This window comes from Epilithonimonas hominis, from assembly GCF_003730015.1.
Taxonomy (GTDB): Bacteria; Bacteroidota; Bacteroidia; order Flavobacteriales; family Weeksellaceae; genus Epilithonimonas; species Epilithonimonas hominis.
In genome coordinates this window covers 1-3103 of the sequence record NZ_RJTU01000024.1, presented here as the reverse complement: position 1 = coordinate 3103, position 3103 = coordinate 1, and the positions used below count along the sequence as shown (strand labels likewise).

The 3103-nt window shown below is 35.9% G+C and carries 2 protein-coding genes; one reads left to right on the top strand and one right to left on the bottom strand.

Going from position 1 to position 3103, the window contains the following annotated elements; all coding sequences use genetic code 11:
- The first annotated feature begins 173 nt into the window (after nucleotides 1–173).
- A complete protein-coding gene (locus tag EGH73_RS03570; RefSeq protein ID WP_089769996.1) occupies nucleotides 174–785 on the top strand; it encodes a 4'-phosphopantetheinyl transferase family protein in 612 nt (203 codons plus the stop codon).
- On the opposite strand, the gene EGH73_RS03565 is transcribed toward EGH73_RS03570, so the two are convergent.
- Entirely contained in the window at nucleotides 761–3019 is a 2259-nt protein-coding gene (locus EGH73_RS03565) for an FUSC family protein (RefSeq protein ID WP_123280729.1), read from the bottom strand. The genes EGH73_RS03570 and EGH73_RS03565 overlap by 25 nt on opposite strands.
- Nucleotides 3020–3103 lie beyond the last annotated feature (84 nt).

Genomic DNA, 3103 nt, shown 5'->3' with positions numbered 1-3103 from the left:
CTAAATTTTTTCGTCTTCAAGAGAAGTTTGAATAAGTTAAAAATTAATTTGTGCTAAATGCACAACAGGTTTAATGAGTATTTTTTAAGGCATTTTTAAGGTATGCGATTCAGATTTGTGATTTTTGAAGTCGTCTTTTTTTATTAATTTTAAGCATTCAAAAAAAATAATAGATGCCACTCTATAAAGATCTTTCTGATGATGTTACTAAAATTCTGATTTGGGAATTTGATGAAAATGAAGAATTGGATTCTGATCTTTTACTGGAACCAGAAAATCAAGCTAAAATTCTTGGCTATCATCCGAACAAAATTGCTGAGGTTTTGATGGTAAGAAAAATGCTGAAAACGATTCTTCCGGATCACAAAATTTTATATCGAGAAAATGGTGAACCTTATCTTTTTCCGCAGGATCATCATATTTCTATTAGTCATTCTTATCCTTTAGCGGCTTTAACCATTTCTAAAAAGCGAGTGGGAATAGACCTGGAAAAACGTAAAGAAAAAATCAAAAAAATTCGGCATAAGTTTATTCTTCACGAAGATGCTTATATTGATAATTCTGAGGAAGTTGATTTTTTAACGGCAATCTGGTGTGTGAAAGAAGCGCTTTACAAAATTCATCACAGCAAACATTGGTCTTTGAAAAAGCATTACGATGTTTTGCCTTTTGAATTGCAGAAAGAATTTACGGTGAAAAGCAGAGTTTATGATTTGGAGAATGAAGATTTTTACACCGCCAAAATCAATTTCTTTGATAACTATTGTTTCGCAGTTGTGGATTGATGAATCAAATATTCTTCAATAATTTTCCGCTGATCTTTTGCAACGTCATAGATCAATTCTAGTAATTCTTTGATGTTTTTTATTTCTGTCAAATGGCTGATGCCAAATTTTCGTTCGTCAGAAATCACCTGATTTTCCAATTCGGCTTTTCTTTTTTCTAATAAATCAAAAACTTGATCTTCTGGTTTTATGTGACTTTCGGAACGTATTTTTTCATCCAGATCTTGTTGATAGAGTAGGGATGATGTTCGTAATAATTCTGCGGAGATTTTGATTTTCCAATTTTGAAAATCGATTTCAGGAAACTCATGACCAGATTTGGCGTATTGGGAAAGCGATGCTGTGTAAGCTGTAATCAAATGTGTTGTGGTCACAAACTGGTGAACGGTTTCTAGCTTTCTTTGCTGATTTTTGGGGTCAGAAATCATTCTCTGAAAATTGTCGGATAGGTTTGCCAGATCTATAATGGCATTCTTCCTTTTCAGACGGAAATCTTGGTCATCCACATTTTCTTTTTTAATGAAATGATCCATCACTAACCGGAAATAATCCAGGTTGCTTTTGGAGGATTTTTTCATCAGTGTCAGATTCTGTGTGTGTTCCCAAACCGGCAGGATGAAATAAGCCACCAGAAAAGTTACTGCACCGCCAATGATGGTATCAAGAAGCCTGTCTTTGAAAATCAGATTAACATTTCCCGGATTCAGAAAGTTGAATGACAGAAATATATAAATCGTCATAAATAAAACGGCCCAGGAATAACTGGATTTCAACAGACTGAAACATAAAATCATACTTAAGAGTAGGATTACTAGCAAGGCCGTTGGTTCCTGGATAAAATATAATAGAATGTAAGCTATTACTGCGCCGGCTGCAGTACCGTAGAGCCGGAGAAGATTTCTGTGTTTCGTAGTGGCGTAAGCTGGTTTCAGAATGGCAATAATGGTAATAAGTATCCAGTAAGAATGACCTATTCCGAGGATTGAAAAGCGCGATACAATGTAGCCAAGAAGCAAGGCAACCGTCACTCTCACTGCATGACGAAAGTGACTGGAGTCTAAAGAAAAATTGGAAAGGAACACTTTTCGGTTCAGCTTTTCTTCTTTTGGGAGAAATTTGGAATAGTCCAATCCTGTGGAAAGACTCTTGGCGAGTTTCTGATCCTGAGAATTAACTTTAAAGATTGTTTTGACTTCATCGGTGATTTCGGTAATCCTCATCAGGATCTGGCGCATCATCATAAAGTCTTCTAATGTATCCGGGGAAAATTTCTGAGCTCGGTAATCAAAAAATTCATCGTAAATGTTCTTTAGCTCTGCGTCAAAATTAGTAATCTGCCTGAATTCCGAACCGCTCTGAAGAGAAATGCCCAAATTGGTAATCTCATCTGCCATAAGAAGTAGAAAATAATAGATTTTCTGAAGTAATGCGGAATCACCGAAGACAAGATTCATCCTTTTATAATCATTCTCAGAAGTCAGAAGCTTATCATATAGATCAATAGAGTTAAGAAACATTAGCATCAGAATCCTGCTTTGTGTTGTAGATTCATTGACGATCTGCCTTGTTTTAAAAACAATTTCCCTGGTGTCTTCCTGATGATTTTTTATTTTGATTTGCTGAGAAATAAGCTGATTAAGCAAAGCATCATAATCAGGATTTTTAGAATAATATTTTGCTTTGATCCTGAGATAATCCGCTAGTTCCAGATAATTCTCACCAACAACCTGACTTGCCAGCTTGTAAGGCTGTAGCCTAGTGACAATCATAAATACCACAAAAAACCACAGACAACCGAGGAAAAATATAAATGAACTTTTGAAGATATCATTTCCGGTGAGATGTCCGTCTATAAAAATACTCAGAACGACTAATGCAATGGAACCGAATACCGCGAGCCTGAGACCATAGACACCGATCATAGAAAAGAAAAACCCGAAAATGATAATTTCCAAATATACAGCCACCGGAAAATCTTTTACGAGGCTTGCAATAAGCGCAATTAGAAAAAAGGTGACCACAGAAATAAGGAGTGTATTTCTTCTCCTGATAAAAGGTCCGGGCTGATCGGTCAAACCCACGAAACTGGTTCCGAGTGGGAATAGGAAAAACTCTTTCAGCAAGCCAAGCTGTGCCAGAATAATACTGGGAATCACAATAGCCAGAGCAATCCTGGCTCCGGAATAGATATATTGGCTGGTTAAGAATTTTTTGAGTTCGGAACTGTAGTTCATAGTACAAATTTAGAAATAAAAGAATCCGTCTCACAACAAAATTTGAGGCGGATTTTTTATTTCAGTAAAATGTATATTATTTTG